The 25,803-nt window shown below is 56.0% G+C and carries 26 protein-coding genes; 22 read left to right on the top strand and 4 right to left on the bottom strand.

Features of this window, described 5'->3' with window-relative positions; translation table 11 throughout:
* The first annotated feature begins 119 nt into the window (after nt 1-119).
* The 20 genes from ccoN (at nt 120) to leuB (ending at nt 19,665) form a co-directional block, all read left to right on the top strand.
* Nucleotides 120-1,577 (top strand): cytochrome-c oxidase, cbb3-type subunit I, encoded by a 1,458-nt coding sequence (gene ccoN / locus WA429_RS08800; protein WP_068519837.1) that lies wholly within the window; start codon nt 120-122, stop codon nt 1,575-1,577.
* A 14-nt stretch (nt 1,578-1,591) separates the two neighbouring features.
* Nucleotides 1,592-2,323 carry a cytochrome-c oxidase, cbb3-type subunit II gene (gene ccoO / locus WA429_RS08805; RefSeq protein WP_068519838.1) on the top strand — a complete coding sequence of 244 codons (732 nt, stop codon included), beginning with the start codon at nt 1,592-1,594 and terminating at the stop codon, nt 2,321-2,323.
* A 16-nt stretch (nt 2,324-2,339) separates the two neighbouring features.
* Nucleotides 2,340-2,501, top strand: coding sequence for a cbb3-type cytochrome c oxidase subunit 3 (locus WA429_RS08810; RefSeq protein WP_101247242.1), 162 nt, complete (start codon nt 2,340-2,342; stop codon nt 2,499-2,501).
* A gap of 15 nt (nt 2,502-2,516) precedes the next feature.
* The gene (ccoP, locus tag WA429_RS08815) at nt 2,517-3,389 is read left to right on the top strand and encodes a cytochrome-c oxidase, cbb3-type subunit III (RefSeq protein ID WP_101247243.1); all 873 of its coding nucleotides are present in this window, start codon (nt 2,517-2,519) and stop codon (nt 3,387-3,389) included.
* Between the two features lie 307 nt (nt 3,390-3,696).
* The gene (gene ccoG / locus WA429_RS08820) at nt 3,697-5,196 is read left to right on the top strand and encodes a cytochrome c oxidase accessory protein CcoG (RefSeq protein WP_287465323.1); all 1,500 of its coding nucleotides are present in this window, start codon (nt 3,697-3,699) and stop codon (nt 5,194-5,196) included.
* Between the two features lie 34 nt (nt 5,197-5,230).
* A complete protein-coding gene (locus WA429_RS08825; protein WP_287465322.1) occupies nt 5,231-5,749 on the top strand; it encodes a FixH family protein in 519 nt (172 codons plus the stop codon).
* A complete protein-coding gene (locus WA429_RS08830) occupies nt 5,746-8,169 on the top strand; it encodes a heavy metal translocating P-type ATPase metal-binding domain-containing protein (protein WP_287465321.1) in 2,424 nt (807 codons plus the stop codon). The genes WA429_RS08825 and WA429_RS08830 overlap by 4 nt, the downstream gene beginning before the upstream one ends.
* Nucleotides 8,170-8,173: 4 nt before the next feature.
* On the top strand, nt 8,174-8,362 hold the full coding sequence (gene ccoS / locus WA429_RS08835) for a cbb3-type cytochrome oxidase assembly protein CcoS (protein ID WP_068519843.1): 189 nt from the start codon (nt 8,174-8,176) through the stop codon (nt 8,360-8,362).
* Nucleotides 8,363-8,440: 78 nt separating this feature from the next.
* A complete protein-coding gene (locus WA429_RS08840; protein ID WP_068519844.1) occupies nt 8,441-9,139 on the top strand; it encodes a cyclic nucleotide-binding domain-containing protein in 699 nt (232 codons plus the stop codon).
* Between the two features lie 215 nt (nt 9,140-9,354).
* Complete coding sequence (panB, locus tag WA429_RS08845) at nt 9,355-10,200, top strand: 3-methyl-2-oxobutanoate hydroxymethyltransferase (RefSeq protein WP_287465319.1); 846 nt, start codon at nt 9,355-9,357, stop codon at nt 10,198-10,200.
* Nucleotides 10,201-10,254: 54 nt separating this feature from the next.
* Complete coding sequence (gene panC, locus WA429_RS08850) at nt 10,255-11,124, top strand: pantoate--beta-alanine ligase (protein WP_068519846.1); 870 nt, start codon at nt 10,255-10,257, stop codon at nt 11,122-11,124.
* Between the two features lie 244 nt (nt 11,125-11,368).
* Nucleotides 11,369-12,856, top strand: coding sequence for a signal recognition particle protein (gene ffh, locus WA429_RS08855; RefSeq protein ID WP_101247350.1), 1,488 nt, complete (start codon nt 11,369-11,371; stop codon nt 12,854-12,856).
* Nucleotides 12,857-13,004: 148 nt separating this feature from the next.
* A complete protein-coding gene (rpsP, locus tag WA429_RS08860) occupies nt 13,005-13,415 on the top strand; it encodes a 30S ribosomal protein S16 (RefSeq protein WP_068519848.1) in 411 nt (136 codons plus the stop codon).
* Between the two features lie 47 nt (nt 13,416-13,462).
* Complete coding sequence (gene rimM / locus WA429_RS08865; protein ID WP_287465318.1) at nt 13,463-14,137, top strand: ribosome maturation factor RimM; 675 nt, start codon at nt 13,463-13,465, stop codon at nt 14,135-14,137.
* A 3-nt stretch (nt 14,138-14,140) separates the two neighbouring features.
* A complete protein-coding gene (gene trmD, locus WA429_RS08870) occupies nt 14,141-14,857 on the top strand; it encodes a tRNA (guanosine(37)-N1)-methyltransferase TrmD (protein WP_068519850.1) in 717 nt (238 codons plus the stop codon).
* 3 nt (nt 14,858-14,860) lie between these two features.
* Nucleotides 14,861-15,265 carry a 50S ribosomal protein L19 gene (gene rplS / locus WA429_RS08875; protein ID WP_068519851.1) on the top strand — a complete coding sequence of 135 codons (405 nt, stop codon included), beginning with the start codon at nt 14,861-14,863 and terminating at the stop codon, nt 15,263-15,265.
* A gap of 981 nt (nt 15,266-16,246) precedes the next feature.
* Entirely contained in the window at nt 16,247-17,653 is a 1,407-nt protein-coding gene (gene leuC, locus WA429_RS08880) for a 3-isopropylmalate dehydratase large subunit (RefSeq protein ID WP_101247351.1), read from the top strand.
* An 11-nt stretch (nt 17,654-17,664) separates the two neighbouring features.
* Nucleotides 17,665-17,853 (top strand): hypothetical protein, encoded by a 189-nt coding sequence (locus WA429_RS08885; RefSeq protein ID WP_068519852.1) that lies wholly within the window; start codon nt 17,665-17,667, stop codon nt 17,851-17,853.
* 4 nt (nt 17,854-17,857) lie between these two features.
* The gene (gene leuD, locus WA429_RS08890; RefSeq protein ID WP_068519853.1) at nt 17,858-18,469 is read left to right on the top strand and encodes a 3-isopropylmalate dehydratase small subunit; all 612 of its coding nucleotides are present in this window, start codon (nt 17,858-17,860) and stop codon (nt 18,467-18,469) included.
* A 92-nt stretch (nt 18,470-18,561) separates the two neighbouring features.
* Nucleotides 18,562-19,665 carry a 3-isopropylmalate dehydrogenase gene (leuB, locus tag WA429_RS08895; RefSeq protein WP_068519854.1) on the top strand — a complete coding sequence of 368 codons (1,104 nt, stop codon included), beginning with the start codon at nt 18,562-18,564 and terminating at the stop codon, nt 19,663-19,665.
* A gap of 35 nt (nt 19,666-19,700) precedes the next feature.
* Here the strand turns inward: leuB and sigJ are convergent, their stop codons facing one another.
* From sigJ to WA429_RS08915, 4 genes are all read right to left on the bottom strand, one after another.
* Nucleotides 19,701-20,624: an RNA polymerase sigma factor SigJ gene (sigJ, locus tag WA429_RS08900; RefSeq protein WP_287465316.1), complete on the bottom strand. Its 924-nt coding sequence runs from the start codon at nt 20,622-20,624 to the stop codon at nt 19,701-19,703.
* A gap of 149 nt (nt 20,625-20,773) precedes the next feature.
* Nucleotides 20,774-21,208, bottom strand: coding sequence for a carboxymuconolactone decarboxylase family protein (locus tag WA429_RS08905; RefSeq protein WP_228196089.1), 435 nt, complete (start codon nt 21,206-21,208; stop codon nt 20,774-20,776).
* Nucleotides 21,209-21,342: 134 nt separating this feature from the next.
* Nucleotides 21,343-21,765 carry a hypothetical protein gene (locus WA429_RS08910; protein ID WP_287465315.1) on the bottom strand — a complete coding sequence of 141 codons (423 nt, stop codon included), beginning with the start codon at nt 21,763-21,765 and terminating at the stop codon, nt 21,343-21,345.
* A gap of 128 nt (nt 21,766-21,893) precedes the next feature.
* The gene (locus WA429_RS08915) at nt 21,894-23,117 is read right to left on the bottom strand and encodes a cyclopropane-fatty-acyl-phospholipid synthase family protein (protein WP_287465314.1); all 1,224 of its coding nucleotides are present in this window, start codon (nt 23,115-23,117) and stop codon (nt 21,894-21,896) included.
* Nucleotides 23,118-23,566: 449 nt separating this feature from the next.
* Between WA429_RS08915 and WA429_RS08920 the strand changes: the two genes are divergently transcribed.
* Nucleotides 23,567-24,589 carry an aspartate-semialdehyde dehydrogenase gene (locus tag WA429_RS08920; RefSeq protein WP_068519858.1) on the top strand — a complete coding sequence of 341 codons (1,023 nt, stop codon included), beginning with the start codon at nt 23,567-23,569 and terminating at the stop codon, nt 24,587-24,589.
* Nucleotides 24,590-24,773: 184 nt separating this feature from the next.
* Nucleotides 24,774-25,724, top strand: coding sequence for a sugar-binding transcriptional regulator (locus tag WA429_RS08925; protein ID WP_287465313.1), 951 nt, complete (start codon nt 24,774-24,776; stop codon nt 25,722-25,724).
* Nucleotides 25,725-25,803: the final 79 nt, after the last annotated feature.

The following is a 25,803-nucleotide window of genomic DNA, read 5'->3' on the forward strand; positions in this document are numbered from 1 at the left end:
GCAGGTGAATAACCCTTCCTCGGATCGGGTTATTCACGGGGACGGATGAAACTGTCCGAGAGGGTCTGGACAGTTGCCCCGAACACCTTGAACGGGAGTCAAGCATGGGCCAAGGGAGCATGGCACAGACAGCATCGCCTGCGGTTGCTGTTAATTATAATATGGACGTTGTGCGCTGGGCCGCACTCGCGACCGTATTTTGGGGAGTCGTCGGATTTCTGGTGGGTGATGTCATCGCCTGGCAGCTCGCATTTCCGGCGCTCAATTTCGACAATGAATTTCTGAACTTTGGGCGTCTGCGCCCATTGCACACCTCGGCAGTTATCTTTGCCTTTGGTGGTAACGCTTTGCTGGCGACTTCCTTCTATGTGGTTCAACGCACCTGCCGCACCCCGCTTTATGGCGGCACGGCGTTGCCTGCATTTGTATTCTGGGGGTATCAGCTTTTCATCGTGATGGCCGCGATCGGTTACGTGACCGGCACCACCCAGGGCCGCGAATATGCCGAACCGGAATGGTTTGTTGATCTGTGGCTTACCCTGGTTTGGGTCTGCTATCTGGCGATGTTTGTCGGTACCCTGCTGAAACGTCAGGAACCGCACATCTATGTGGCAAACTGGTTCTATCTGGCGTTTATCGTCACGATCGCGATGCTCCATCTTGGCAACAACCTTGCCATTCCGGTATCGCTGACCGGCACCAAGTCCTATTCGATGTTCTCTGGTGTTCAGGATGCCCTGACCCAGTGGTGGTACGGCCATAATGCGGTTGGCTTCTTCCTGACGGCCGGCTTCCTTGGCATGATGTATTACTTCATCCCGAAGCGGGCCGAACGTCCGGTTTATTCCTATCGCCTGTCGATCATTCACTTCTGGGCGCTGATCTTCCTCTATATCTGGGCTGGTCCTCACCATCTGCACTACACAGCCCTTCCTGATTGGGCGCAGACCCTTGGCATGACCTTCTCGATCATGTTGTGGATGCCGTCCTGGGGCGGGATGATCAACGGTCTGATGACACTTTCGGGTGCCTGGGACAAGCTGCGTACCGACCCGGTCCTGCGGTTCATGGTTGCTGCTGTCGGTTTCTATGGCATGTCGACCTTCGAAGGTCCGGTCATGTCGATCAAGGCGGTTAACGGACTTTCGCACTATACCGACTGGACCATTGGTCACGTGCATTCCGGTGCACTTGGCTGGGTTGCCTTCGTATCGTTCGGTGCGATCTACTTCCTGATCCCGGTTCTGTGGAATCGCGAACGCCTGTATTCGATGCGTCTGGTGTCGCATCACTTCTGGTTGGCGACCATCGGGATTGTTCTTTACATCACCTCGATGTGGGTTTCGGGGATCATGCAGGGCCTGATGTGGCGCGCCTATGACGAACTGGGCTTCCTGCAATATTCCTTCATCGAAACCGTTGAGGCGATGCATCCCTACTACATCATTCGCGCAACCGGCGGCCTGCTGTTTGTTCTTGGTTCGCTGCTGATGGTCTGGAACGTCTACAAGACGATCAAGGGCGATCTGCGTAACGAAGCTCCGATCGGCACACCTGCCACTGTTGCAGCCGAATAAGGGGGGAACGAGATATGCTTCTTAAAAAACACCATATCGTTGAAAAGAACGTCTTCGTTCTGATCCTTGGCATTTTCCTGACCATCATCATTGGTGGCATCGTGGAAATCGTGCCGCTGTTCACAATGGAACAGACCATCGAAAAGGTCGAAGGGGTACGTCCCTATTCGCCGCTCGAACAGGCCGGTCGCAACATCTATATCCGTGAAGGCTGCTATAACTGCCATTCCCAGCAGATCCGTCCGTTCCGTGACGAGGTCGAACGGTATGGCCATTACAGCCTTGCCGCGGAATCGATGTATGACCACCCGTTCCAGTGGGGATCGAAACGTACCGGTCCGGACCTGGCACGTGTCGGCGGGAAATATTCCAATGACTGGCATGTGGCCCACATGAAGGATCCGCGCTCTGTCGTGCCGGAATCAATCATGCCGGGTTATCCGTTCCTTGCTGAACGCAAACTGAACTTCGATGACGCACAGGCCCATCTCGAAACACTTCGTATGGTCGGGGTTCCCTATACCGACGAAATGATCGAGACGGCCAAGGCAGACCTTTACCTGCAGGCCAGCGAGGATGCGGCCTATGACGATGATTTCCTTGCTCGTTACCCGAATGCGGCAACAGGTGATTTTGACGGCAAACCGGAAGAACTGACCGAAATGGATGCGCTGATTGCGTATCTGCAGGTCCTGGGCCGGATGGTCGACTTCACCACCTATAACCCGCAGATGAACCTGCGCTAGGGCAAAGGGGAACGTCATGGAATTCTTTACGCAACTCGCTGACTTTTTCCGCCCCCTGTGGGGACTGTGGCTGATGCTTCTGTTCAGCGCGATCATTGCCTGGGTCATGTGGCCGAGCAAAAAGCGCAATCGGGACATGGAAGCACACGCCCGGATTCCGCTGCGGGATCAGGATTAAGGGGAGAACAGAGTAATGCCGACACATGTCGAAAAAGACCAGGTATCCGGGCGCGAGACCACCGGCCATGAATGGGACGGTATCAAGGAGCTCAACACACCGCTTCCGTCCTGGTGGGTCTATGTTTTTTGGGTGACCGTAATCTGGTCAATCGGTTACTGGGTGGTTTATCCGTCCTGGCCGACCGCCAATGACTATCTCAAGGGGATGTTCGGGACGACCAACCGTACCCAGCTGCATGAAACCCTGAACAATGTTGCTGCCGAACGCGCTCCGTTCATGGAACGCCTTGCGGCACTCGATGTAACGGAAATCACCAGCGATCCGGAACTTCTGAACTTCTCGATGGCCGGTGGCAAGGCGATCTTTGCCGACAATTGCGCACCGTGTCACGGAACGGGCGGATCGGGCAATCCGGGCTTCCCGTCGCTTCAGGATGACGCATGGCTTTGGGGCGGGACACTTGAAACCATCAACGAAACCCTGCATGTCGGGATCCGATGGGATGCCAATGAAGACACCCGCATGAATGACATGCCGGCCTTTGGCCGTGACGAATTGCTTGAACGCGATCAGATCGACGATGTTGTGCAATATGTCTTGCACTTCACCGACCGGGCAACAGACAAGGCCGCGGCTGATCGTGGTGCGATCGTATTCGAAGAAAACTGCGCATCCTGCCATGGTGACAATGCCAAAGGCATTCAGGAACTCGGTGCGCCGAACCTGACAGACGCCATCTGGCTGTATGGGGGCGACAAAGCCACCATCACCGAAACCGTGACCAATTCGCGCCGTGGCGTGATGCCGGCATGGGAAGGCCGTCTTGACGAAGAAACCATCAAGATGCTGACGGTCTATGTCCACTCTTTGGGTGGCGGCCAGTAAAACAGACTGCCAGGGCCGGTGATATCTATCATCGGCCCTTTTTATTCCGGGCACTTTGTCCGAAACGAGATGTCCGTCGCAGTTTTCCCATGATCTTCACGTCGTAAATTGACATGTATCATGGTTACTGAGGCGGACCTTTCGTATTTTCAGGCTCAGATTTGAATAATGAAAGCCTGCCCCGAAAAGCTGCTGACAAATTGAACTTTCTGTCTGACAGCTTGGCCGTTTGCTCCGACTGGCGGTTTCCCGCAAAACCACCGCCATCAGCACGGTAGGGAGCACTAACCAGGTAGCGAAAATGGCCATGTCCAGCTTGCCGCATCCCGATGCCGAACACACCGCCAGCCCGCTTGTCAGTGATGGCAGCGACTATGACGATCAACCGCTTTATAAAACGCGGGACAAAGTTTATCCCAAACGCGTTTCCGGCCGGTTCCGTAACCTCAAATGGTTCGCACTGATCGCGTTATTGTCGATTTACTGGCTGGTGCCATGGATCCGCTGGGATCGTGGACCAAGCGCCCCCGATCAGGCAGTGCTGATCGACATGGATCTTGGCCGCGCCTATTTCTTCTTCATCGAAATCTGGCCCCAGGAAGTCTATTACATCACCGGCATCCTGATCATGGCGGCAATCGGTCTGTTTCTGGCAACCTCGCTGTTTGGACGTATCTGGTGTGGTTATGGCTGCCCGCAGACGGTCTGGACCGATCTTTTCATGCTGGTCGAACGTTATATCCAGGGCGATCGCAACGCGCGTGTCCGACTTGATCAGTCGAAATGGACGTTCGAGAAATTCTGGAAAATCGGTGCAACCCATCTGGCCTGGATCGCCATTGCCATGGCAACCGGCGGCGCGTTTGTTCTGTATTTCAACGATGCGCCGACCGTCATCGTCGATGTCTTTACCGGCCAGGCCAGCTTGGCCGTCTATGTCACCATCGCGTTTTTGACTTTCTCGACCTATCTTCTGGCTGGCTGGGCCCGCGAACAGGTTTGCACCTATATGTGTCCCTGGCCGCGTTTTCAGTCGGCAATGCTGGATGATGAAAGTCTGATCGTCACCTATGAAGGATGGCGCGGGGAAGCCCGCGGGCCGCTTAAACGCAAAAACCTGACCCGTGGCGAAGTGCCCGAAACCGGCCACTGCATTGATTGCCGTGCCTGTGTGAATGTCTGTCCGACCGGCATTGATATCCGCGACGGCCTGCAGATGGAATGCATTGGCTGTGGCCTGTGTATTGATGCCTGTAACGACATCATGGACAAGGTCGGCTTTCCGCGTGATCTGGTCCGGTTTGACTCGGTCCAGAACACCCAGCTTCGCGCCCAGGGCAAGGCAACCCGCGTGCGCATCATTCGCCCGCGCACCATTTTCTATGCGGCCATCCTGACCGTGGTGGCATCGGTGATGATGTTCGGTCTTTTGAACCGTTCGGTCCTTGAACTCAATGTGCTGCGTGACCGCAACCCGCTATTTGTGACCCTGTCTGATGGCGATGTCCGCAATGGCTATACGGTCAAGCTGCTCAACAAGGAACAGTCGCTGAAAACCTATGAACTGACCGTTTCCGGCCTGACGATTTCGGATTTCCAGATCATCGGTCAGACCCCGAACCAGAAAGGCACCTTTGATCTTGAAGTGGCGCCCGACCGGGTTGGCAGTTTCCGTGTGTTCATTGCCGCCGATCCGTCGGCACTTGATGGCGATGCAACACCGTTCGAATTCACGGTGACCGATACGGAAACCGGAAACACCGAAACATATGATACAGTATTTGCCGGTCCCAAGACCGACCGCTGATCGTGAAAACGCTTTGGCACAGGAAAGACAAGCAATGGCAACGCATATGACGTCTCCTTCTTCTGATCAAACCGGCCCGCGCAAATCGGATCGCTGGATCCCTTGGTACTTTGTTGGCGGCTTTGCCATCATGCTGATTGCCAATATTTCGCTGATCACTTTTTCCATGACCAGCTGGAACGGCCTTGTCACCAAGCACGCCTTTGAAGAAGGCAACAACTACAATGCTGCAATTTCCGGTGCGGCCCGTCAGGCAGAACTTGGCTGGCGCAGCAAACTGACCGTTGGTGGTGTCATCAATCAGACCGGCACCGTCACCGTCCTGTTCCGCGACAAGGAAAGTCAGCCGATCAGCGGTGCAAAAATGTCAATTGTCCTGACCCGTTCGGACCGCGACGACATGGATCAGACCATCCCGATGGCAGAAGTTGCACCGGGCGAATATCGCGCAAGTGCATCTTTCCCGGTATATGGTCGCTGGCAGGTCCGCACCATCGCCCATGCCATGGGTGATGATTACCAGACACTTGAAAACGTCGTCATCAATCCATGATCCAGCCCGCCCTTTGCCGTCACTGCCAGGAACCGGTCACTGCCTCGTCACCGGCGGGGCCTGACTTTTGCTGTGCGGGATGCGCCGGGGCGTATGAGCTGCTGGGCGAATTGGGGCTTTCATCCTATTACAAACGCCGCGCGGTCGATCCCAAAATCCGTGCCCTGCGTCCGGATGAAGAAACGCTTGGCAGTCTTGATTTCACCGAACTGGCCAGCACCGATGACACCGGCACCCATCATCTTAATCTGATGGTGGATGGCATTCATTGTGCGGCCTGTGTCTGGTTGATCGAAACTCTTTTGCAACGCAACGATGCCGTGACGCGTGCGCGGGTCAATATGACGACCCGCCGCCTGCGTCTAAGCTGGCAGGGTGCCTCGTCCGATATCGGTGCCATCCTGTCACCGGTTTTGCAGATGGGCTATCGCCTGATCCCGTTTGATCCCGCCGCCCTTGAACAGGCAACCCTGTCCCGCAACAAGGAATTGCTGCGCTGTCTGGCCGTGGCCGGATTTGCTGCCGGCAATGTGATGTTGTTATCGGTTTCTGTCTGGGCCGGGTATTTTCAGGGCATGGGCGGGGCAACCCGCGATCTGTTTCACTGGTTATCGGCATTGATTGCATTGCCTGCCGCGGCCTATGCCGGGATGCCGTTTTATCGCTCCGCACTGGGTGCCATCCGCAACCGGCGGGTCAATATGGATGTCCCGATCAGCCTTGGCGTGATCCTTGCCCTTGGCATGAGCCTTGCCCAAACCATTCGCAGCGAACCGCATGCCTATTTCGACAGTGCGATCACGCTTTTGTTTTTCCTGCTGATCGGTCGTTATCTGGACGGGCGGGCCCGTGGGCAGGCACGGTCGGCGGCCGAACATCTTTTGTCGCTGAATGCCCGGTCAATCACCGTCATTGACGATGACGGAACCCGTCGCCTGATCGCCCCGCACAAGGCGGAACCGGGCATGGTCGTTCTGACGGCGGCGGGGGAACGGATCGGCATTGACGGTGAAGTCATCGACGGCCAGTCCGACATTGATACCAGCGTCATCACCGGCGAAAGCATCCCGGTCCTGACCCGCCCGGGCAAAACAGTCTTTGCCGGCACGACCAATATATCCGCGCCTTTGCGCATTCGTGTGACGGCAACCGGCGGCAATACCCTGTTATCGGAAATTGTCCGGCTGATGGAAAATGCCGAACAGGGTCGGGCCAAATATGTCGCGATTGCCGACCGGGTGGCCAAATCCTATGCTCCGGTTGTTCATTTCCTGTCGCTGGCGACTTTTGTCGGCTGGTGGCTGATTGGCGGTCTTGCCTGGCAGGATGCGCTGATGAATGCGATTGCGGTTCTGATCATTACCTGCCCCTGTGCGCTGGCGCTTGCGGTTCCGGTCGTTCAGGTCATTGCCACCGGCCGGTTGTTGCGCGCCGGAATTCTTGTCAAATCGGCAACCGCACTTGAACGGCTGACCAAAATTACCGGTATCATTTTTGACAAGACCGGAACACTGACCACCGGCAAACCCGAACTGGTCAGCCAGACCGACGCCGAAACTCTTGAACTTGCCGCACGCATTGCCGCCAACAGCAATCACCCATTGTCCCGCGCCCTGGTGCGTGCGGCTGGCAATGTTGCGGCCATGGCCAATGTCACCGAACAACCCGGTCTTGGCCTGACGGCGCATACACCGTTTGGCACCATTTTGCTTGGCAGTCGCACATTTTGCGATATCGCGGAAAACGCCGATTTGCCGTCTGATGTCACCGGGCCGGAATTATGGTTGGCAGAACCGGGAAAATCACCGACCCGGTTTGTGTTCCGCGACACACCGCGCAGTGACGCGGTCACGGTCGTTGATACCCTGCGCGCGCGCGGATTTGATATGACATTGCTGTCGGGGGACCGCAGCAGCACGGTCCGCCAGCTTGCCGAAACAATCGGTTTGCGTGACTGGCATGCGCGCATGTCCCCGACCGACAAGGCCGGTTTTGTCCAGAAACGCGCAGATGACGGCAAGTTTGATCTGATGGTCGGCGATGGCATCAATGATGCCCCGGCTCTTGCCTGTGCCCATGCATCAATGTCACCTGCAACCGCTGCCGAAATTTCGCAAAACGCGGCCGATATCGTGTTTCAGGGCGACAGGCTGGGTGCCGTCATCGAAGCCATCGACGTCGCCCGCAAGGCCGACCGACTGGTGCGTCAGAACTTCGCCCTGTCCTTTGCCTATAACCTGATTACGATTCCCCTTGCGGTATCGGGCTTTGTCACCCCCCTGATTGCAGCCATCGCCATGTCATCGTCATCGCTGATTGTTATTGCCAATGCCTTGCGCCTGCATGCCAAGACATCCGGACAATCGCCAAACCTTGATATCGCGCCCCTGCGCCCCACATCCCAACAGGCAGGAGCCTAATGGCATGAGCAACCTTCTTCTCCTGATCCCGATCGCACTTTTTCTGGGTCTTTTGGGGCTTGGTGCCTTTTTGTGGTCGCTGCGTTCCGGACAGTTCGACGACATGGAAGGGGCCGCCAATCGCATCCTGTTTGACGACGATGACGACCAGTTTGCGCCTAAATCCAAGAAATTCCACCACAATGACAGTTAGAATAACTTGAAACGCTCCTGTCTGTTCGCATAAATTAACGCTACTCAATGTATCGGGTCACCAGTATCGGAGTCTGCGATGGCAGTCCGCCCCCAACTTTGCGAAGCCTGTTCTATCAAGGACTTGACCTTCTGCTCGTCTTTGCACGGGGCTGAACATGATCAGCTGCGCCAACTGCTGACTCACGTCCAGTTTGATTCACACAGCACCATCTTCCACGAAGCCGAAGAAGCCGACTATGTCTTCAACGTCACATCGGGCTCGGTCAAACTGTACAAATTGCTGGGTGATGGTCGCCGTCAGATCACCGGTTTCCTGTTTGCAGGCGACTTTCTGGGACTCGCTCTGAACGCCAATTACAGCTACACCGCCGAGGCAATCGAACCGGTCACGGCCTGTCGCTTCCCGCGGCAGAAGCTCGAAAAGCTGTTTGATCAGTTCCCGCATCTTGAAAAACGCATGCTGGGCATGGCGGTGGACGAACTGGCCGCCGCACAGGACCAGATGCTGTTGCTCGGCCGCAAGACTGCCAAGGAAAAGGTCGCATCCTTCCTGCTGATGCTGGCCCGCCGCCAGGAACATCGCGGTGAAAATACCGATACCATCAATGTCCCGATGAGCCGGTCCGACATTGCCGATTATCTGGGTCTGACCATCGAAACCGTGTCGCGCACCCTGACGCAACTGCGCAAGGAAGCAACGATTTCGCTTAAGGATAACCGCCATATCGAAGCGGTCGGGCTTGATATGCTCGAAGACCTTGCCGAAGGCCTCTGAATTCTTTTGTGCAACTGCACAGTAATGCTGACTGCGTCTTTGAAATGATGCGAGGAAAAAGCGTAAATTCGGTCAATTGATAACCTGTTGGCCGAATTGCCTATTTCGCGATTGCGAAAAAATATTTCCCGAATACCGTCATCATATTGTAAACATGACGGCACGCCCGACACAGATCGGGCAGCCAAATCCGGTCGAACCGGGGGAGAAACGTCATGAGTGCCACCACAAAAAAGATGGGCCGGGTTTCCGTCCCACAGCTTCGCGCCCGCAAGGGTGGCGAACCGATTGTCTGCCTGACTGCTTACACAACGCCAATGGCCCAGCGCCTCGATGAACATTGCGACCTTCTGCTGGTCGGCGATTCACTGGGCATGGTTGTCTATGGCATGGAAAGCACGCTTGCCGTGACCGTCGACATGATGGTCAATCACGGCAAGGCGGTCATGCGCGGCTCGAAAAATGCCTGTGTCGTGATCGATCTGCCATTTGGCAGCTATCAGGAATCCAAGGAACAGGCTTTCCGGACCGCCTCGCATATTCTTGCCGAAACCGGCTGTGCCGCAGTCAAGCTCGAAGGCGGGGCAGAACTGGCCGAAACCATCGCATTTCTGACCCAGCGCGGTGTGCCTGTCATGGGCCATATCGGCCTGATGCCCCAACAGGTCAACACCATGGGCGGTTTCAAAAGTCAGGGTCGCGGCGAAGCTGCTGCTGAAAAGGTCCTGGCCGATGCCCGCGCAGTCGCCGACGCCGGCGCCTTTTCCGTCGTGGTCGAAGGAACGGTTGAACCGGTCGCCCGCCACATCGCCGAAACCATCGATATTCCGACCATCGGGATCGGTGCATCGGTGGCCTGTGACGGTCAGGTTCTCGTCACCGAGGACATCCTTGGCCTGTTTTCGGATTTCACGCCAAAATTCGTCAAACGCTATGCCAATCTGGGCGATGCCGTCTCCGAGGCGGTCGGCCAGTATGCAAGCGAAGTGCGCAACCGTCAGTTCCCGGCGGATGAACATTGCTTTGGCGTTACCAAAAAAGGTAACTTGCGCGCGGTCTGATACCTGATGGTTCTGACCGCCGCGATTTCTTGAAATTTCGATACGACGATTACGATGCCTCTTACGACTGTTCACACCGTCGCAGATTTGCGCGCGACTGTTGCCGACTGGCGCGCGCAGGGTCTGCGTGTTGCCCTGGTGCCAACCATGGGTGCGCTTCATGACGGCCATATCAGCCTGACCCGTCTTGCCCGTGAACATGCCGACCGCGTGATCGTATCGATCTTTGTCAATCCGACCCAGTTCGGCCCGAACGAGGATTTCGGCGCCTATCCCCGCACCCTGCCCGATGATCAGAAACTTCTTGATGCGGCCGGGGTGGAACTGTGTTTTGCCCCCTCGGTCGAGGAAATGTATCCCGACGGCTTTGCCACCAAGGTCAGTGTCGATGGCGCGATGACCAATGTTTTGTGCGGGGCGGCCCGCCCGGGTCATTTCGATGGGGTGGCCCAGATCGTCACCAAATTGCTGCTTCAAGCACTGCCCGATTGCGCGATTTTCGGCCAAAAAGACTATCAACAGCTGATGGTCATCCGCCGTTTCAGTGCGGATCTCAACATTCCGGTCGACATTATCGGGGCCAAGATCCTGCGCGAAGAAGACGGTCTGGCCATGTCGTCACGCAATCGGTATCTGTCGCCACAGGAACGCGAAACCGCGCCAGTTCTGAACCGGGTTCTGGCCGATATCACCGCCAGGGCCGCCAAGGGTGCCGAACTTGGACCGCTTTTGGCCAAGGGGCGCGAAGACATTCTGGCCGCCGGGTTCAATCCGATCGACTATCTTGAAGTTCGCGATGCGCAAACGCTTGAACTGGTCAGCCAAACCGTCACCAGACCGGCGCGAATCTTTGTTGCTGCGCGTCTTGGCAAGGCCCGCCTGATTGACAATCACGCGATTGATCCGGTCAGCCCGGCGGTTTGAACATCCGGTTGGATGCCCCCGGGCACCATCAGAATCGGGGATTGGGTTCGAAATGACTCGAAAAGCGCAGAACATCGCGCTTTTGCGCCCGATTGCGCTTGACTCCCCACCCCCGATCCAATAAACCCTCCTCACCAAAGGTCGCCCAAGGGGTGACTCCCCCAGTCCTCGAGTTTTCGAGCACTGGGTTTTAGTTTTTTGTGCGTACGCGGTGGAAACACCGGCAACACAGACGGGATTTGGAATGTTTGAAGGACTAAGCGATCGCCTTGGCGGAGTTCTCGATAAGCTGCGCAAACGTGGCGCGCTGAAGGAATCCGACGTCAAGGAAGCCATGCGCGAAGTACGCGTCGCCCTGCTTGAGGCTGACGTTGCGCTACCGGTCGTCAAAACCTTTATCACCAACGCCACCGAACGTGCGGTTGGTCAGGACGTTCTGCGCTCGGTCACCCCGGGTCAGATGGTCGTCAAGATCGTCCATGACGAACTGAAAAACATGCTGGGCGAAGGCGAAGACATCAATCTTGCCTCGACCCCGCCGGTGCCGATCCTGATGGTTGGTCTTCAGGGTTCGGGTAAGACCACCAGTTCTGCCAAGATCGCGCTGCACCTGACCAAGAAGCGCAACAAGAAGGTTCTTCTGGCATCGCTCGATATCTATCGTCCGGCCGCCCAGCAGCAGCTGAAAGTGCTGGCCGACGATAATGGTCTGGGTGTTCTGCCGATCGTTCTTGGCGAAAAGCCGGTTTCGATTGCAAAACGCGCCATGGATACCGGTCGCAAGGAAGGCTATGACGCCGTCATCCTTGATACCGCCGGCCGCCTGCATATCGACATGGAACTGATGAGCGAAGTCGCCCAGGTCCGTGATGCGGTCAACCCGGTCGAAACCTTGCTGGTCACCGATGCAATGACCGGTCAGGACTCGGTCAATGTGGCCAAGGAATTTGCCGAAAAGGTCGGCATTACCGGTATCGTTCTGACCCGTGTTGACGGTGATGCGCGCGGCGGTGCGGCCCTTTCGATGCGTCAGATTACCGGCTGCCCGATCAAGATGATCGGTGTCGGCGAAAAGATCGACGAGATGGAAGCCTTCCACCCCGATCGTATCGCCAACCGTATTCTTGGCATGGGCGACGTTGTCAGCCTGGTTGAAAAAGCCGCTGAAACGATCAAGGCCGAAGACGCCGAGAAAATGGCGAAGAAGCTGCGCAAGGGTCAGTTTGACCTGAACGACCTTCTCGCCCAGCTCAAGCAGCTTCAGAAGATGGGTGATCTTTCCGGCATCATGGGGATGCTGCCGGGCATGGGCGCGCTGAAAAAACAGATGTCGCAGACCAAGCTTGATCCGAAACTTCTGACCCATCAGGAAGCGATCATCCTGTCGATGACGCCCAAAGAACGTGAAAACCCGGCCCTGATCAAGGCATCGCGCAAAAAGCGTATTGCCGCGGGCTGTGGCCTGACGGTTCAGGACGTGAACAAGCTGCTCAAGCAATATCAGACCATGTCCACCATGATCAAAAAGATGGGCAAGATGGGCAAAAAAGGTCTGTTTGGCGGCATGCCGAAAATGGATCCGGCAATGCTTGAAGGCGGCGAAATGCCCGACCTCGGCAATCTGCCAAAAGGTTTCCCCGGTGCCGGGGGCGGTTTGCCGCCCGGCCTGCCGGGATTGGGGGGCGGCGGTGGCCTTCCTCCGGGATTCCCGGGATTTGGCAAAAAGAAATAGCCAGACCCCAGGTTCTTAAACAGGTTCTCAAGAATGCCTCTTAGGAACCGAAACGGTCGCAAGGCCGCAGACTACAAGACTAGCGAATAGGCCCCTCGGGGCCCTGATTTAGAAGACTACAAACCCAAGCTGAAAGGAACTTATCCGAATGGCTGTCAAGATTCGTCTTTCCCGTGGCGGTGCCAAGAAGCGTCCGTACTACCGTATCGTAGTTGCTGACGTTCGTGCTCCGCGTGACGGCAGCTTCATCGAGAAAGTCGGTACCTATGATCCGATGCTCCCGAAGGATGCTGACAACCGCGTGACCTTCAAAGAAGAGCGCATCAAATACTGGCTGTCTGTTGGTGCACAGCCGACCGATCGTGTTGCACGCTTCCTTGGCAAGGCTGGCCTTGCTGACGCGTTCAAACCGACCGAACAGCCGCAGAAGTCGGCTCCGAAAGCGAAAGCCCAGGAACGTCTTCGTGAGAAAGCTGAAAAAGCTGAAGCTGCTGCTGCCGCTGCTGCGGAAGCCGCTGCCGAAGCAGCAGCACCTGCTGAAGAAGCTGCAGGCGAGTAATCGCTGAACGCACGCTTTGATCAGATACCGGAAACTTGTGAACCGAAATGGCTGATACCCGCAAATCCAAGAACGACGAAGCTTATGTCTGCGTCGGCATGATCACCGCCCCGCACGGGGTGCGTGGTGCCGTGCGCGTCAAAAGCTATACCGTCGACCCGGATAACCTTGTCGGTTACGGCCCGTTGTTCGACGCCAAGGGACGCGTGAAATACAAGCTGTCTCCTGTCGGACATGTCCGCGACCAGCTGATCGCCAAGATCGAAGGTGTGGACGACCGGGACGCCGCCGAACGGCTGCGGGGTACCAAGCTTCATGTGCCACGGGCGGCACTGCCCGAGACGGAAGATGAAGACGAATTCTATCTTGCCGACCTTGTCGGCCTGAAGGCCTTCCACATTGATGGATCGCTGTTCGGGACCGTACGGGGCGTGGCTGATTTTGGCGCTGGCGACGTAATCGAAGTCGCGCTTGAAGAAGTCCGTGGCAAGGTTGTCGTTCTTCCGTTTACCAAGGAAGTGGTTCCCGATGTGGTGCTTTCGGAACGCAAGCTGGTGGTAAATCCGCCCGAGGGGCTCCTGCAGGATGAAGACGGACCCGGCAATCGCAGCCGCCGTCCCAACAAATCCCGCAAGGACTCTCAGGCCGACCGCGATTCTGATGCCGTCACTGCCGATGCAGTAGGCGCGGAAACCGCGACCGGCAGCGGAAAGGGGGCCTGATCGATGTCTGTGTGGCAGGCAAAAGTTGCAACCCTGTTCCCGGAAATGTTCCCGGGTGTGCTTGGTCAGTCTTTGGCTGGCAAGGCGCTTGAGAACGGGATCTGGTCGCTTGATGTCAAAGACATCCGCGATCATGCAACCGACCGCCACCGCACTGTTGACGACAATCCTTTCGGGGGCGGGGCCGGCATGGTCATGCGCCCGGATATTGTCGACGCTGCCCTGCGTGAATTGCGTGCCGACGCACCGCAATTGCCGCTGATTTATCTCAGCCCGCGGGGAAAAGTGCTGAACCAGAAACGTTGCCGCGAACTGGCAGCGGGCCCGGGTGCCATCCTGTTGTGCGGTCGTTACGAAGGTATCGACCAGCGCGTACTTGATGAACATCAGGCCGAAGAGATCAGCATCGGCGATTACATCCTCATGGGCGGCGAACTGCCGGCCATGGTCCTGATTGAATCGTGCATTCGCCTCATCGAGGGAACGGTCAACAAGACCGAATCCGTCGACGAGGAAAGCTTTGAAACCGGGTTGCTTGAATATCCGCATTACACGCGCCCGGCCAATTGGAACGGGCGTGACGTGCCGGAGATCTTGCTTTCCGGACATCATGCCAAGGTACAAGCCTGGCGGCATGCACAGGCAGAAGAAATTACTCGTGAGCGACGCCCGGACCTTTGGGACCAGTATGTCGCAAACGGGAACATCAAAGAGGGTTAAACCATGACCAACATCATCCAGCAGCTCGAGAATGAGCAGCTCGACAAAATCGTTGCGCAGCGCGAAGTTCCGGAATTCGACGCAGGTGATACCGTTCGTGTACACCTGAAAGTCGTTGAAGGTACCCGTGAGCGTATCCAGCAGTTCGAAGGCGTTTGCATCGCCAAGAAGAACCGCGGCCTCAACTCTTCCTTCACCGTGCGTAAAATCGCATCGGGCGAAGGCGTTGAGCGTATCTTCCAGTCGTACTCCCCGGCCATCGACAAAATCGAAGTCGTTCGCCGCGGTGACGTTCGTCGCGCGAAACTGTACTACCTGCGTGGTCGTACCGGTAAATCTGCACGTATCGCCGAGCAGACCACCGGCCACAAAGGCAAACTGACCGCAGCAGAACGCGCGAAGAAGTAATTCTCCGCCGTTTGGCTATGTCAGACGAAAAGACGGGCTCACCTTCGGGTGGGCCCGTCTTTATTTCATGATCAATCACAACAAAAAACAAAACCAGCTGTCTACAAACTCCATCGCACCTGAGAAGTTACCGATTTCCGCGTTTCCACTTTTCACGCAAACATTGTTGTACGCATTCACTATTCCGCTTTACGCAATCCTCAATGCAATAATCTATGAATTGCAGTTTGCGTGCTCGATTACGCGTGTATCTGCGATCTTTGCGCACTCGACGCTTACGCACACACAGCAGTTCCAAGAGTTGCGCAATTTCAAGTTGGTTCGAGCGAGATACAGGAAGACGCAGCTCCTCCTTCAGCCTCCATTCAAAATCTCCACGCGTAATCACAGCAAATCTCCACATAAGTTATTGATATAGCTATACAATCTATGGTTTCTCTGTCAACAACCAAGATCACCCCTAGGGATTTCGCTGCGTAGAAAACCAATTACCAGGCCCAACACGTCAGCACAAAGTAACGCCTCATAAGGAAGCACAACTATTAAGAGCATTTCGCCGAATCGCCAGCCTTATAGCTTTGGAAAGAATACACGCAGAAACCATGGGATAAATTCATCAGCTTTTGTTATATCAGATATCTCTAACTCATATTGATTTAAGCCGATTTGGCTACTTTTGGGTGCTGCATTTTTCCTGTTTCAATTTCAGGATGTAAAACCGGGAAAAACACGCGCCCGGCGGCTTGCGATTTAAAGGCCGGGGTGTATAAAGGCACTCCCGCGGCAAAAACAATCAAACCCGCGTGGTTCTGGATAATAAAATTTCGCAAACCGGATTAAGCCGGTTGCGCCGGAGAAAACGCCATAACCGATCTGCTGCCTTGGGCAGGATCACTTTGCGTATTTTTCGAGACATTCCGGGCCACACAGACGGGGCGGTTGTTGCTGCTCAAAAGATCGATGTTTTATGAGGAGGTCGAGATGGGTCAACCTAAAACCCTTTTTGACAAGATTTGGGAAAGTCATGTGGTCGATACGCAGGATGATGGTACCTGCCTGCTGTATATTGACCGTCATCTCGTCCACGAAGTTACCAGCCCGCAGGCATTCGAAGGTCTTCGCAATTCCGGCCGCAAAGTGCGCCATCCCGAATTGACCCTTGCCGTGCCCGACCACAACGTTCCTACGTCTGACCGGTCCCAGGGCATCAAGGAAGAAGACAGCCGCATTCAGGTCGAAACCCTTGACCAAAACGCGCGCGAAACCGGCATTCATTATTTCCCGATGAACGACCTGCGTCAGGGTATCGTTCACATTGTCGGCCCGGAAGAAGGCTTTACCCTTCCTGGCGTGACCATGGTTTGTGGTGACAGCCACACCTCGACCCACGGCGCATTCGGTGCCCTGGCATTCGGTATCGGCACGTCCGAAGTCGAACATGTTCTGGCAACCCAGACCCTGGTTCAGAAACCGGCCAAAAACATGCTGGTCAAGGTTGAAGGCGACCTGCATCCGGGCGTTACCGCCAAGGACATCACCCTTGCGATCATCGGTCGTATCGGTACGGCTGGCGGTACCGGCTATGTCATCGAATATGCCGGCTCGGCGATCCGTTCGCTGTCGGTTGAAGGCCGCATGACCGTCTGTAACATGTCGATCGAAGGTGGCGCACGTGCCGGCCTGATCGCACCGGACGAGAAAACCTTTGAATATATCAAAGGCCGTCCGATGGCCCCCAAAGGTGCCGCATTCGAACAGGCTGTTGAATATTGGAAAACCCTGCCGTCTGACGAAGGTGCCCATTACGACAAGATTGTCGAAATTGATGCGGCCGACATCGTCCCGCAGGTTACCTGGGGCACCAGCCCGGAAGACGTCGTACCGGTTACCGGTGTTGTTCCGTCGCCGAGCGACGGCAAGGACGCCGGCAAGCAAAAGGCAATCGCCCGTTCCCTCGAATATATGGGTCTGACGGCCGGCACCCCGATCGAAGAAATCAAGATCGACCGCGTGTTCATCGGTTCGTGCACCAACGGTCGTATCGAAGATCTGCGTGCCGTTGCCGAAGTCGCCAAGGGCCGCAAGGTTTCGCCGTCGGTCAATGCCATGATCGTTCCGGGTTCCGGTCTGGTCAAGGAACAGGCCGAAGCAGAAGGCCTGCATGAAATCTTCATCGAAGCAGGCTTTGACTGGCGCGAGCCGGGCTGCTCGATGTGTCTGGCAATGAACCCGGACCGTCTGGCCCCGGGCGAGCGTTGCGCTTCGACTTCGAACCGTAACTTCGAAGGCCGTCAGGGTCGTGGTGGTCGTACCCACCTCGTCAGCCCGGCCATGGCAGCAGCAGCTGCAATCACCGGTCACCTGACTGACATTCGCAAACTCGGTTAAAGAAGGTTCCCATGGCCGATACCGCATTCATCAATTTTCGCGAAAACGCCCCCCGTATGGGACGTGCTGCCGTGCTGGAGCAACTTCTGCCCCAGCTGACCGGCATCAACCTGCCCGACTTTGTCGCACAGGAACTCGACGCGACCGAGGAATTGATCGAAGCACTGGGCCTGGCCTGGGAAACCGGAAGCAAGGGATAAGACGATGGAAAAATTTACCAAGCTCACCGGTGTTGCTGCACCGCTGCCGATGATCAATGTCGATACCGACATGATCATCCCCAAACAGTTCCTGAAAACCATCAAACGTTCTGGCCTTGGCAAGAACCTGTTTGATGAAATGCGTTACGACGACAATGGCAACGAGATCCCTGATTTCGTTCTGAACAAGCCGGCCTATCGCAATGCACAGATCCTCGTATCTGGCGACAATTTCGGCTGTGGTTCGTCGCGTGAACACGCGCCTTGGTCGCTGCTTGATTTCGGCATTCGTTGCGTGATCGCGCCGAGCTTTGCCGACATTTTCTATAACAACTGCTTCAAGAACGGCATCCTTCCGATCCGTCTGCCGCAGGAAGATGTCGACAAGCTGATGGCCGATGCCGAACGCGGCGCCAATGCCACCGTCACCGTTGATCTGGAAAATCAGGAAATCACCGGTCCGGATGGCGGCTGCATCAAGTTCGAAGTCGAAGAATTCCGCAAGCATTGCCTGCTGAACGGTCTTGATGACATCGGTCTGACCTTGCAAAAATCCGATGCCATCAACGCATTCGAAGCCAAGCGCGCTGCGTCGCAGCCCTGGTTGTCGCTCTAATTCAAAAAGGGGTGGCGAACGGTTTCGTTTGCCGCCCCTTTTCTATCGCTACGGGGTGAGCGGCCCCGAAAATATCTGGGAAGGATTCTTTTATGACCACCACCAAAAAAGTATTGATGCTGCCGGGCGACGGAATTGGTCCCGAAGTCATGCGTCAGGTCCAGCGCGTCATGGACTGGATGGCGAAAAAGCGCAATGTGAACTTCGAAATCACCGAAGGCCTGATTGGCGGTGCGTCGATCGATGCACATAACAACCCGCTGACCGACGAAACCCTTGCCGATGCAATGGCGGCGGACGCGGTTCTGCTTGGTGCTGTTGGTGGTCCAAAATGGGACGATCTTCCGTTTGATATCAAACCGGAACGCGGTCTTCTGAAAATCCGCAAGGAAATGGGCCTGTTTGCCAACCTGCGTCCGGCACTGGTGTTTGACGCCCTTGTTGGTGCATCGACCCTGAAAGAAGAAGTCGTCAAGGGTCTCGATATCATGATCCTGCGCGAACTGACCGGCGGCATCTATTTCGGCCAGCCGCGCGGCATCGAAGAACGCGACGGTGTTCGCACCGGTTTCAACACCCTTGTCTATTCCGAACCGGAAGTCGAACGCATCGCGCGCGTTGCTTTTGACATGGCCATGAAACGTGACAAGCGTCTGTGCTCGGTCGACAAGGCCAACGTTCTGGAATCCACCGTTCTGTGGCGCGAAGTTGTTGAACGCGTTGCCAAGGACTTCCCGGAAGTCGAAGTCAGCCACATGTATGTCGATAACGCATCCATGCAGCTGGTTCGTAACCCGAAACAGTTCGACGTGATGGTCACCACCAACATGTTTGGCGACATTCTGTCGGATTGCGCTGCCATGCTGACCGGGTCGCTCGGCATGCTGCCATCCGCATCGCTTGGTGCGGCCGACGCTGACGGCAAACGCAAAGCACTTTATGAGCCGGTACACGGTTCGGCACCGGACATCGCCGGTCAGGACATCGCCAACCCGCTGGCAACCATTCTGTCCTTTGCCATGATGCTGCGTTACTCGTTCGACATGGGCGACGATGCAACCCTGATCGAAAATGCGGTTCAGAACGTCCTTAAGGGCGGCCTTCGCACCGGCGACATCATGCAGCCGGGCATGGCAAAAGTTTCGACCACCGTCATGGGTGAGTCGCTGATCAACGAACTCGACAAACTTGTCTGATCCTTCGTTCTGATCACAAATTCAAAAGGCCGGGTTTATTGCCCGGCCTTTTTGCTATCCGGGTCGATTTCAACGGCATTGCCGACGACCGCCTCAAACAGCGCAAGCTTGTCGGGATTGCGATGCACGAACAAATCCACAATCCGACCATCCTTTTCCGTTGCGCTTAGTGCGGTTTCAACCACACCATCCACCATCATCAGAAGCCAGCATTCCCCGTCCAGCACCACATAGAACGCCCGTTCACGTGGATTGCGTTTGCGCCAGACACCGACAAAGAACCGTGCAACATGATCCGGACCATATAGCGGATTGGCAGTGGCCAGTGCCTTGCCACCACCATCGGAATGCAAAATGACATCCGGGGCAAGCTGGGTCAGAAGCTGACCGACATCACCAAGACTAAGCGCCGTGACAAAGGCCTGCATGCGTGTCTGATCGCACGGTTGCCCGGTGATTTCCGGTGTCGCATCGCGGTCATTTTCACGCTTCATTTTGCGCCGGGCCCGAAACAGGATCTGACGGGTATTGTTCGGGGTGCGTTCGATCACCGGGGCAATATCATCATGTGCCCAGTCAAACACCTCATACAGGACAAGTGCCACCCGTTCGACCGGTGCAAGACGTTCAAGCATCAAAAGATACGCCTGCCCCAGACCTTCCTGTTCAATCAGGTTGGTTTCGGCTTTGGGCGGTTCGGGCGGCATCCACGGTTCGGGCAACCAGTTGCCGACATAGTTTTCACGCTGGCGCCGGGCCGATTTCAGAACATCCAGACAAATATTGCTGCACACCCGGACCAGCCAGCCGGTTGCATCCTTGATCTCTGCGTGATCCTGCTTGCGCCATCTGAGCCACACATCCTGCACCGCGTCTTCGGCGTCGGCATGACTGCCCAGCATCCGATAGGCCAGCGCCGTCAGACGTGCGCGATGCTGTTCAAAAATCGTATCTGACATCCTGTACCCATCAAACGGGTGAAGCGGCACGGGATTACCCCGTACCGCCTGATCTTGTTACTTGCGTTGCTTCATCCTGCCCGATGGACCTTCCTGTTGCAAAGAGACGATATCATCTGTCTCCCGGACAACGGGCGCGGAAAGCCCGGTCATGCAAATTCGTGCTGGGCGATGCCAAGACGGTTCCAGGCATTCATGGTTGAAATCACGCAGGTCAGTTCGGAAATCGCATCGGCTTCAAAATGTGCCAAAAGCGCACGGTGGCTTTGCGCAATGCGTTCCTGGCTTTCAATCCGGGTCAGGCATTCCGCCCAGTCAAGTGCGGCACGTTCGGCATCGTCAAACCCGTCTGCGGCGCGCCAGACCGGCAACATCGTCAGTTTGGCCGCATCGCCACCATGTTCGGCAAAACTTTTGGCATGCATGCGCAGGCAAAACGAACACTGATTGATCTGTGACACGCGGCATTCGATCAAATCACGCAGAACGGCTGGCACCTTGCCATTTTCAACAATGGCCGTGGCCAGACCATACATCGATTTGAACAGGGCCGGGCTGGTATCGGGGAATGAAAAACGGCTCATCATGGTTCTCCTTGCTCGGTAACGGGATCACGTCCCTTCTGCCCACAAGGACGAAACACAAACGGGCCGCGTTACACGGCCCGTCCGTCTTTTTTTCTTTTTCCGCGTTCACCCGGTAAAGGCGCCTGAAAAACCTAGGCCATGCCAAGCTTTTTCAATGCATCGGCCAGGGGCGCATGCATCACCCATTGCCAATCCTCCCCCGCCGACTGTTTGCCATCGGCCAGGGTAAAGATTGCCGCAAGATAGTCACTGACATCGGATTTGCAGACCGGCAGCCCCGCAGCCGTTGCGATTTTCCCGGCCAGTCGGCCATATTTCTTGTGCCCGATCCGGCATCCGAAATGCCCGACCGTTTCAGCCAGCTTAAGACCGGTAATTTCGCGCCCCGGTGCCCGTGCGTGGGCACGCAACATGTCCCGTTCGCAACTCGACAGTTCGATCGCACCCAGTGCCTTGACGTAATCTTCCACCTGCCCGATATGCGGGGCCCGGCTTGTTAGCGATGTCTCGCGGCCCTGATGATCGGTGTCATCCCAGTTCATCACTTTCAGCATGTCGTTTCCTCCCGACAAAAGACCGGTTGATCGCTTTTTCACATCTGTCGTGCCGGTCGATCACGCGATGTGTCTTGGAACCCTTAAACAAGTCAGGGCGGGAAACCATCGTTCCCCGCCCTGTATCCTCAGGCATAGTCAAAGCCCGGTTTGGTAAAGACAAACTGGCCAACCCGCATGCCGCCACCGCCTTCTGACTCGTCAAAGGCATTGATGCAGCCCGCCAGATAGAATTCCCACATTCTGCGGAATTCCTCGTCATATTTGACCGGGTCAAGTTCATCACGCACCGCCCGGAACCGGTCACGCCAGGCCCGCAATGTCCGGGCATAGTTGCGCCCGGCATGGAAATGCGATGCCTCGACCATCAGATTGGCGAGCTCGGCGGCTTCGATCACTTCATGAACCGCCGGAATATAGCCACCCGGAAAGATATATTTGTCGATCCAGGGCGATGTAAATTCGGCACGCGGCTTGATGATGGTGTGAATGACGGCCCGGCCACCGGCCTTAAGCAGTTGGCCAACCTTTTCGAAATAGGTTTTGAACTGATGGCGACCGACATGTTCGAACATGCCCACCGATACCACCCGGTCATATTTTCCGGCATTGGCATCGGCAAAGACCCGGTAATCAAGCAAATGATAATCCAGTCCGCTTTTGGCATTGTCACCCATCTCGGCCCGCTTTTGCTGCGCCCAGTTATATTGTTCGGTCGACAATGTAATACCGTGGACCTCGGCCCCGGTTTCGCGGCGGATAAACCGGCTTAACCCGCCCCAGCCGCAACCGATATCGACCACCCGCAATCCCGGCTCGTTGATCTTGAGCCGCTGGGTGGTCAGGCTCATTTTGCGGTGTTGCGCTTCTTCAAGGGTTTGCGCCCCGTCATCCCAGAAGGCACATGAATATTGCATCTCCGGATCAAGGAAGCGGGTATAAAGATCATTGCCGATATCATAGTGATGGCGGACGCGTTTTGACGCTGCCTTGACGGTGGTAAACTGGGCAATCTGGAATTTGAGCGCCTGCAACTTTTCGATAAAGGTGCCAAAGCCGCTCGACGAATGTCCGCCTTCGAAATTAAGACGCAACACGCGGATCAGATCTTCCATTTCACCGCTGACAAGGTCAAAGCCGCCATGCATATAGGCTTCGCCAAATCCCGGATCGGGACTAAGCGCCATTTTAAGGGTGTTGGTCCAGTCGGGCACGGTCATGCCCGCACGCGGTTCCGAACCATCACCCAGAACGATTTCATGTTTGTCATCCACGCGGAAAACCAGCGTTCCGCGCGTTACATGTTCCCGAAAGAAATCGAGAACCTTTTTCTGTGTCCAATCCAAACTCATCGGGTACGTCATCGGCCGTCCTTTTTGCAAAAGTCGGAAAACTGATCGCCCCATATGCAGCAATGCCGCATATCTGCATCTAACCCTTTGTCAGGATCGTTTTATCTTGCCATTTGGAAGGTCGTCAGATGGTGGCAGCGGTTTCGCGATGCGATCCGAGCCGAAAGCAGAAATCAACCAAGCAGGATGCGAAACGATTCTGATTTCGGGTTCGACACATGAACCCCGTATACGATTTTGCCAGATTTTTCTGCGATCTCAAGTAGTAATCATAGGTGGAATGACAAGGATGCGCTTGCGCAATTGTCGTGAAAGCCTTACATCTCGCGCCAGATTATCAGACATTATCCACAGGCATGCGCCTGCGCCGTCCGAACCGCCATGCGGCTTATTGCCTGCGTTGGCCCGGGTCCGGCCTCCATGCCGACCAGACTGAAAAGAGGCACCTGATGGGCTATAAAATCGCCGTTGTCGGCGCGACCGGAAATGTCGGGCGCGAAATGCTCAACACTCTTGCCGAACGCAAATTTCCCGCCGATGAAGTCTTTGCACTGGCTTCCTCGAAATCAATCGGTCGTACCGTCTCCTATGGCGAAGACGATGATCTGAGCGTTTCGGATGCGGCCAATTTTGATTTCTCGCGCGTTGATATTGCCCTGTTCTCGGCCGGCGGGGAAACCGCCAAGAAACTGGCCCCCAAGGCCGCCGAGGCCGGCTGCGTTGTCATCGACAATTCCAGCTATTGGCGCATGGAACCGGGCGTTCCGCTGATCGTGCCCGAAGTCAATGGCGATGCCCTTGCCGGTTACGCCAAAAAGAACATCATTGCCAACCCGAACTGCTCGACCATTCAGATGGTGCTGGCCCTTAAGCCGCTTCATGACATGGCATCGATCAAGCGTATCGTGGTTGCGACCTATCAGTCGGTATCCGGGGCCGGTCGTGCCGCCATGGACGAACTGTTCAACCAGACGCGCGGCATCTATGTGAATGATCCCCCGCAAAAGGAAGAATTCACCAAACAGATCGCCTTTAACGTCATTCCGCATATCGACAGCTTCATGGATGATGGTGCGACCCGTGAAGAATGGAAAATGACGGTCGAAACCCGCAAGATCCTGGACCCGGAGATTGCCGTTCATGCAACCTGTGTGCGTGTTCCGGTCTTTGTCGGTCACGGCGAAGCGGTCAATATCGAATTCGAAAAGCCGATCACCGTCGAAGACGCCCGCAAGGCAATGAAAGATTTCCCGGGTGTGTCGGTTGTCGATTACCGCCAGGACGAAGGCTATGTCACCCCGCAGGAAGTCCAGGGCGAGGACAATGTCTTTGTCTCGCGCGTGCGCAAGGATCCGACGGTCGAAAACGGCCTGTCGCTATGGTGTGTCGGCGATAACCTGCGCAAGGGTGCGGCCCTTAACGCGGTTCAGATTGCCGAAAAACTGGTTGCGGATTTCCTGCCCAAGAAATAAGGAAAACCAACAGCTTCCTTTGCAAAACCCGCCCTTTTGGGGGCGGGTTTTGTCGTTGATAGACGCATGGACGCTGGTAACAATTCCAAAAAGACGGTAGGGAAAAAGACAAGACTTCAGCGATAAAAGCGTTCATCACCCAGTTGGCGCATGATGAACAAGAAGATATGTCGGGGGGAATCGGATGGTCAAAAGAACGCGCAAGGAAGCAGCCCGTCTGGATGAAGCAGCCCGCGCGGGCTGGCTTTACTATTGTGCCGGGAATACCCAGGACGAAATCGCCCAGAAGCTTGGCGTTTCACGTCCGACCGCCCAACGTCTGGTCTCGGCCGCCGTCAGCGAAGGACTTGTCAAAGTCCGCCTTGATCATCCCATCACCCATTGCATGGAACTGGGCAAGGCGATCTGCGAAAAATACGGGCTGGCCAATTGCGATGTCGTGCCCACCGACCCCTCCGCCCCCGAGGCAATGTTTGGCATGGCACAGGCCGCCGCAACCTATCTTGAGCACGCCTTGCAGTCTTCTGATCCCAAAATCATCGCCCTTGGCACCGGGCGTGCCATGCGCGCCATGGTCGATGAAATCGGCCGCATTGACGGCAGTCACCACAAGATCGTCTCGCTGGTTGGCACCATCGCCCATGACGGGGCGGCAAGTTTTTATGATGCGGTCACCGATCTGGCCGACCGCACGCGCGCCCCGCATTATCCGCTGCCGATCCCGGTGATCATCGAAGATCCGAAAATGCGTGAACGCATGCAAAAGCAACCGCCGATGGACAATATCCTGAAGCTCGCCCGCGAAGCCGATATCCGCTTTATCGGTGTCGGGCATCTGGGCGATGACGCACCGCTTCATATTGACGGATTTATCACCAGGGATGAACTGACATCCCTGCGTCAAAGCGGTGCAATCGGCGAAGTGATCAGCTGGTCCTTTGACGAAGACGGCAATATCCTTGATCACCCGGTCAATCATTGCGTCACCAGCGCCCCGGCGGTTCAGCCGGCCACCAACACCATCGCCGTCGCCAAAGGGGCCAAAAAGGTCGCAGCGATTCGCGGAGCCATGCGCGGAAAACTGATTTCGACCCTGATCACCGACGAAGCCACCGCCGAAGCTTTGCTGCGCTAGCACCGCGCGCCAGGCTGCGACAATATAACGCATAGCCACCCTGTCAGGCCGCCTGACAGGGTTTTGTTTTGTGCGCCGC

The organism is Thalassospira sp. CH_XMU1420-2, from assembly GCF_037029325.1.
Lineage (GTDB): Bacteria > Pseudomonadota > Alphaproteobacteria > Rhodospirillales > Thalassospiraceae > Thalassospira > Thalassospira povalilytica.

Coding starts and splice junctions, on each gene's coding strand:
- ccoO (WP_068519838.1), top strand. CDS start 1,592: ATGCTTCTTAAAAAACACCATATCGTTGAAAAGAACGTCTTCGTTCTG.
- leuB (WP_068519854.1), top strand. CDS start 18,562: ATGACCACCACCAAAAAAGTATTGATGCTGCCGGGCGACGGAATTGGT.
- WA429_RS08905 (WP_228196089.1), bottom strand. CDS start 21,208: ATGAGCCGTTTTTCATTCCCCGATACCAGCCCGGCCCTGTTCAAATCG.
- ffh (WP_101247350.1), top strand. CDS start 11,369: ATGTTTGAAGGACTAAGCGATCGCCTTGGCGGAGTTCTCGATAAGCTG.
- sigJ (WP_287465316.1), bottom strand. CDS start 20,624: ATGTCAGATACGATTTTTGAACAGCATCGCGCACGTCTGACGGCGCTG.
- WA429_RS08920 (WP_068519858.1), top strand. CDS start 23,567: ATGGGCTATAAAATCGCCGTTGTCGGCGCGACCGGAAATGTCGGGCGC.
- rimM (WP_287465318.1), top strand. CDS start 13,463: ATGGCTGATACCCGCAAATCCAAGAACGACGAAGCTTATGTCTGCGTC.
- leuD (WP_068519853.1), top strand. CDS start 17,858: ATGGAAAAATTTACCAAGCTCACCGGTGTTGCTGCACCGCTGCCGATG.
- panB (WP_287465319.1), top strand. CDS start 9,355: ATGAGTGCCACCACAAAAAAGATGGGCCGGGTTTCCGTCCCACAGCTT.
- WA429_RS08925 (WP_287465313.1), top strand. CDS start 24,774: ATGGTCAAAAGAACGCGCAAGGAAGCAGCCCGTCTGGATGAAGCAGCC.
- ccoG (WP_287465323.1), top strand. CDS start 3,697: ATGTCCAGCTTGCCGCATCCCGATGCCGAACACACCGCCAGCCCGCTT.
- WA429_RS08840 (WP_068519844.1), top strand. CDS start 8,441: ATGGCAGTCCGCCCCCAACTTTGCGAAGCCTGTTCTATCAAGGACTTG.
- ccoS (WP_068519843.1), top strand. CDS start 8,174: ATGAGCAACCTTCTTCTCCTGATCCCGATCGCACTTTTTCTGGGTCTT.
- panC (WP_068519846.1), top strand. CDS start 10,255: ATGCCTCTTACGACTGTTCACACCGTCGCAGATTTGCGCGCGACTGTT.
- WA429_RS08825 (WP_287465322.1), top strand. CDS start 5,231: ATGGCAACGCATATGACGTCTCCTTCTTCTGATCAAACCGGCCCGCGC.
- trmD (WP_068519850.1), top strand. CDS start 14,141: ATGTCTGTGTGGCAGGCAAAAGTTGCAACCCTGTTCCCGGAAATGTTC.
- WA429_RS08830 (WP_287465321.1), top strand. CDS start 5,746: ATGATCCAGCCCGCCCTTTGCCGTCACTGCCAGGAACCGGTCACTGCC.
- leuC (WP_101247351.1), top strand. CDS start 16,247: ATGGGTCAACCTAAAACCCTTTTTGACAAGATTTGGGAAAGTCATGTG.
- WA429_RS08910 (WP_287465315.1), bottom strand. CDS start 21,765: ATGCTGAAAGTGATGAACTGGGATGACACCGATCATCAGGGCCGCGAG.
- rpsP (WP_068519848.1), top strand. CDS start 13,005: ATGGCTGTCAAGATTCGTCTTTCCCGTGGCGGTGCCAAGAAGCGTCCG.
- WA429_RS08915 (WP_287465314.1), bottom strand. CDS start 23,117: ATGAGTTTGGATTGGACACAGAAAAAGGTTCTCGATTTCTTTCGGGAA.
- ccoP (WP_101247243.1), top strand. CDS start 2,517: ATGCCGACACATGTCGAAAAAGACCAGGTATCCGGGCGCGAGACCACC.
- ccoN (WP_068519837.1), top strand. CDS start 120: ATGGCACAGACAGCATCGCCTGCGGTTGCTGTTAATTATAATATGGAC.
- WA429_RS08810 (WP_101247242.1), top strand. CDS start 2,340: ATGGAATTCTTTACGCAACTCGCTGACTTTTTCCGCCCCCTGTGGGGA.
- WA429_RS08885 (WP_068519852.1), top strand. CDS start 17,665: ATGGCCGATACCGCATTCATCAATTTTCGCGAAAACGCCCCCCGTATG.
- rplS (WP_068519851.1), top strand. CDS start 14,861: ATGACCAACATCATCCAGCAGCTCGAGAATGAGCAGCTCGACAAAATC.